The sequence below is a fragment of the Helicobacter pylori genome (assembly GCF_011140715.1).
GTDB classification, from domain to species: Bacteria; Campylobacterota; Campylobacteria; order Campylobacterales; family Helicobacteraceae; genus Helicobacter; species Helicobacter pylori_DA.
In genome coordinates, this window is sequence record NZ_SFZZ01000021.1 from 1 (window position 1) to 4,197 (window position 4,197).

The 4,197-nt window shown below is 36.8% G+C and carries 5 protein-coding genes and 2 pseudogenes; 3 read left to right on the top strand and 4 right to left on the bottom strand.

The window, feature by feature from the left end; all coding sequences use genetic code 11:
• Both EWZ81_RS02525 and EWZ81_RS02530 read left to right on the top strand, forming a co-directional pair.
• Positions 1–184, top strand: a 184-nt coding sequence (locus EWZ81_RS02525) for a DUF3519 domain-containing protein (protein ID WP_165548918.1), incomplete at its 5' end; no start/stop codon positions are given.
• Positions 185–187: 3 nt separating this feature from the next.
• Positions 188–1,244: pseudogene (locus EWZ81_RS02530) on the top strand (DUF1542 domain-containing protein).
• Between the two features lie 215 nt (positions 1,245–1,459).
• On the opposite strand, the gene EWZ81_RS02535 reads toward EWZ81_RS02530, so the two are convergent.
• The 4 genes from EWZ81_RS02535 to EWZ81_RS02545 all read right to left on the bottom strand — a co-directional run bounded on the left by EWZ81_RS02535 (position 1,460) and on the right by EWZ81_RS02545 (position 3,921).
• The gene (locus tag EWZ81_RS02535) at positions 1,460–2,596 is read right to left on the bottom strand and encodes a potassium channel family protein (RefSeq protein ID WP_165548919.1); all 1,137 of its coding nucleotides are present in this window, start codon (positions 2,594–2,596) and stop codon (positions 1,460–1,462) included.
• Positions 2,597–2,605: 9 nt separating this feature from the next.
• On the bottom strand, positions 2,606–2,740 hold the full coding sequence (locus tag EWZ81_RS08590) for a hypothetical protein (protein ID WP_275690014.1): 135 nt from the start codon (positions 2,738–2,740) through the stop codon (positions 2,606–2,608).
• 42 nt (positions 2,741–2,782) lie between these two features.
• Entirely contained in the window at positions 2,783–2,971 is a 189-nt protein-coding gene (rpmB, locus tag EWZ81_RS02540) for a 50S ribosomal protein L28 (protein ID WP_001118998.1), read from the bottom strand.
• A gap of 98 nt (positions 2,972–3,069) precedes the next feature.
• Entirely contained in the window at positions 3,070–3,921 is an 852-nt protein-coding gene (locus EWZ81_RS02545) for an HpaA family protein (protein ID WP_165548920.1), read from the bottom strand.
• Positions 3,922–4,055: 134 nt separating this feature from the next.
• Between EWZ81_RS02545 and EWZ81_RS02550 the strand changes: the two are divergent.
• Positions 4,056–4,197 (top strand): annotated as a pseudogene (locus tag EWZ81_RS02550) (phospho-N-acetylmuramoyl-pentapeptide-transferase); the annotation flags it as partial.

Consider the following 4,197-nt stretch of genomic DNA (forward strand, 5'->3'; position numbering starts at 1 on the left):
GTTTAAGGGAGATAACGAACTAAAAAATCATTATATGATTACAAGTTTTGAAGTGGATGATAAAGTTTTAAGGGAGTTAGAGACCATTGCGACACTCTCTAACGATTACAGAGATGGCATCAACTATAGCACCTCAAACCTTAACAAACCTAATCCTACCACAAAAAAATTAAATAAGGATTAAAAAATGAATTACCCTAATTTGCCTAACAGCGCTTTAGAAATCACCGAGCAGCCCGAAGTGAAAGAAATCACTAACGAGCTTTTAAAGCAATTACAGAGCGCTTTACATAGTAACGCGCTTTTTACCGATCAAATCCAACTAAGCCTTAAAGGTATCGTTAGGATTTTAGAGGTGCTTTTGAGTTTGGATTTTTTCAAGAATGCGAATGAAATTGATAGCAGTTTAAGAAATTCCATTGAATGGCTGAGTCACGCCGGCGAAAGCTTAAAATTAAAAATGAAAGAATACGAGCGCTTTTTTAATGATTTCAATACGAGCATGCGCACCAACGAGCAAGAAGTAACGAGCGTCTTAAACGCTAACACCGAGAACATCAAAAGCGAAGTGAAAAAGCTAGAAAATCAATTGATAGAAACCACTACAAAGCTTTTAACGAGCTATCAAATCTTTTTAAATAACGCCAGAGATAGCGCTAACAACCAGATCACAGAAAACAAAACGCAAGCAATAACGAACATTAACGAAGCAAAAGAAAGAGCTAACAACGAAATAAACACCAACAAGCAAGAAGTTTTAAACAACATCACGCAAGCTAAAACTACAGCCACAAGCGAGATTATTGAAGCGAAAAAGACCGCATTTAACGAACTTTTAGAAACCTTGAAGCCGAAGTTTAGCGGCTTGTTTGCGGGCGTTTATTATATTAAATAATGTGATTTATGTCAAAGGCGGATGGGAGCAGAAAATCAAAGACCTAAGCGATTATGCGCTAGAGAAAAGCAAAAAATACGAAATAGAAGTTTTTTTTAATTTCGTTAGTGCGAAAACTTTAGAAGCTAGCGCGGTTTTTGGGCTGAAAGTGCAAGAAGGCTTTTTGAAAGAAAGCATCCAGAAAATCACGCATAAGTATGTATCACAAACTTACCACGCAAAGCTTTTAGTGGAGAACGTGAGCGGTGTTTTAAGTTTGTATCATGGGTATTTTTTTGGCAATATCAATTATTTCAATGAAGCGATAATAACGAGCATATCAACAATGAGGGCTTTAAAAGGGTTATAACATTAACTCTCATTGAGTGTATGGGTGTGAGAAAAATAAGCCCAAAATCCGTTTAAGTCTTGGATCTGTTCTCATCAAAGATGAATGGCTAAAGCTTTTTGGCTAACGCCAAGCTCTTTGCTATGGATTGTAAAAATGTTTTTAGCATTTTTTAGATTTTATTACCCGTATTTGATGAGAGCTAAGCCTTTTTTATTTAAAAAGGGCTGTATCAATCACAATGAAATGTAATCCACTTCTTTGGGTCTTTGATGGTTAGCGATGAGTTGCTTGCAGGTCGCAACGCCTTCTGAAGTGCCAACCATTAATAGCTTGGATTCGCTTGCAATAATCGTTTCTCCATCAGGCATGGGGATGTATTTGCCATCTTTTTGAGTGATACCAATCACAAACGCTTTAGCGATCTCTCTAAAATGGGCTTCTTTTAATTTCCTTAACACAAGCCAGCTGGTTTTGGGGACAATCACTTCCTCTAAGTCTAAAAGCGTGTCTTTTTTATTGATAAAACGCTCTAAGATATTTTCCATATCCGGACGCACCGCCATAGCGCTCACCCTTTGAGCCATAAGCTTTGTAGGGGAAACCACCATATCAGCCCCTAATTTTTTTAATTTTTCTAAGCCTTCATCGCTATGCGCGCTCGCAATGATGTAGTAAGGTTTGCGCTTTAATTCCTTTTCAAACAAGCGCACGCTCACCATTAACGCCACATTCACCGGTAAAATCTTAGACAAAGCCACAACACCCCTAGCGCTGCTTAAGTGGGTTTTTAGCATGGCTAAATTGGTGTGCGGATCGCCTATGATATAGTAGGGGTATTTGTGCTTAATGGCTTCTTCTTCAAAACTAGGGTCATTATCCACGACCACAAAAGGGATTTGAGCAGAGCGGAATTGCTTGCTCAATTCAATGGTGTATTCGTTGTGGTAACAAATCACATAATGATCCTTAAGGCGCGCGATTTTATAAATCATACCTTTCTCCTTAATCAATCTGGTAAGCGTGCCTTTATTGACCACGCTAACTAAAATAGCCACGCTAAAAGCAATAATTCCCGTCCCACAAAACATTAAAATGGAAGTTAAAAAAATACTTATAGGCCCAAACTGGCTTTCATTTAAAGCGCCAAACCCTGTAGCTGTCATGGTGTAAGTCGTTTGAAAGAAAGCTTGCATAAGGCTATAATTTTCTAGGGCGAAGTATCCCAGAGTGCCTAAAAGCACAAGCAATTGGATTAAAATAAGCGGGAGTCTAAAGACCTTAAATTGCTCATAGATTTCAGAATTTAAATTGACTTCTGGCTGATTTTCATTGTCTTTTTTGATTTTAAAAAATTTCAACTTTTCAAACAAAACCAATTCCTAGATCAAAATAAATTCTTTTGAAAGCGTTTTATTTTTAAACTCTCTTAAAATATCAAGCCCAATCGCACTAGATTGATACTTAATAAAGAAGTTTAGTTTTAAGGGGAGTTTTAAAAAGGTTATCAAAAACACCAAAACCACCCCTACAATCAAAATGGATAGAAATTCTAAAAACTAAGCCCCTTTGCGCATGGTTCTTAAAGTGGAAGCAGCCACCTTAATGCGTTTAGTCGTGCCATCGTCTAATTGGATCTTAATGGATCGCAAGTTAGGGAGCAAGCGACGCTTATTTTTGTTGTTCGCATGACTGACATGATTGCCTATCATAGGCCCTTTGAAAGTTAAAGCGCATCTTTTTGCCATTGTGTATCCTTAAATATTGAAATGAATTTGACACTATACCTAAATTAGCCTTTAAAAAGGCTGATTTTAAGACCGATTTTTAAATGGTTCGTTTAGAACTACTTTTTTTGAGGCATAGAACTTTTAAAGCCTTTCATTCTATCAATAGCGTCTCTGTATTTGGCGATATTTTCTTTTGTAAGTTCTGTTACAGCCTTTTTCATGACAACCGCATACATTCTGTTTAAAATCTTATGTATCGCGTCTTCTCTATTCTTATCCAAATTTTCATGGATAACGCTTTTTGAAGAATTAAACCCTCCTGAAGCGTTATTAGTAGAGGTGTATGTGTATGTTATTGCCTGAAAAGTTCCTACTTCTACAGCAAAATCATGGACGACACGATTGCTTTCTGGCTCATAAAAATTAAACCATACAGAGCCTGAGCTTTGATCCACTAGCGTGTCTAAATTAGGATTATTGGGATCTTTTACATTCATTTTCAAATCTTCTAAGATCCCTACCCACCCTTTCAAATCCAAAACGGAAAAAATCTTTCTCTTATCTTGCGCGTTCAAAGCTTTTTCATCTTGAAAACGCAACACTTGATAGCCTCTTTTTTCAAAAATAGTTTGGATTTGATTGACTAAAGCGTCTTGAAACTTATCAATATAGGGTTTTAGATTATCGCTCACTTGAATGCGTGGCATTAAAATACCTACAACATGATGGTTTTGTGGGGCTTGAACAATATGCACCGGGTAATTAAAATCTAGCGGCGTAACATGTTCAGAGCTTGTTTGTATTCTTTCATGAGTTGGAACTTGATTTTTGGCGTCATTTGGTTTTTTTGTCTCAGCGCTTGGATTCATCGCGCAACCGATCAACACGCTTGAAAGCCCCAAAGCGATTAGCGTTTTCAAACAAAGTTTTTGAGAAAAAAATAAACGCTTGAAAAAGAAACAATTCATTGAAACACTCCCAAAGATTAAGTTATAGCGTGATTATACTTTAACTCATGCTGATTTTAAGCGAGCCAATTTGCGCTACAATTTTCTTTTTCTAATTTCAAGCATGGCATAGCGATTTTACCACAAGGGATTTTATGCTCTATTCTTTACTATATGGCTATTTCAATATCAATCTTTTCCAGTATTTGACCTTTAGAGCAGGGTTAGGGTTTTTCATAGCTTTTTTCCTCACGCTTTTTTTAATGCCTAGATTCATTCTATGGGCCAAGGCTAAAA

Excerpts from the sequence above, each read along its gene's own strand:
- EWZ81_RS02545 (WP_165548920.1), bottom strand. The coding sequence starts at position 3,921 with ATGAATTGTTTCTTTTTCAAGCGTTTATTTTTTTCTCAAAAACTTTGT.
- rpmB (WP_001118998.1), bottom strand. The coding sequence starts at position 2,971 with ATGGCAAAAAGATGCGCTTTAACTTTCAAAGGGCCTATGATAGGCAAT.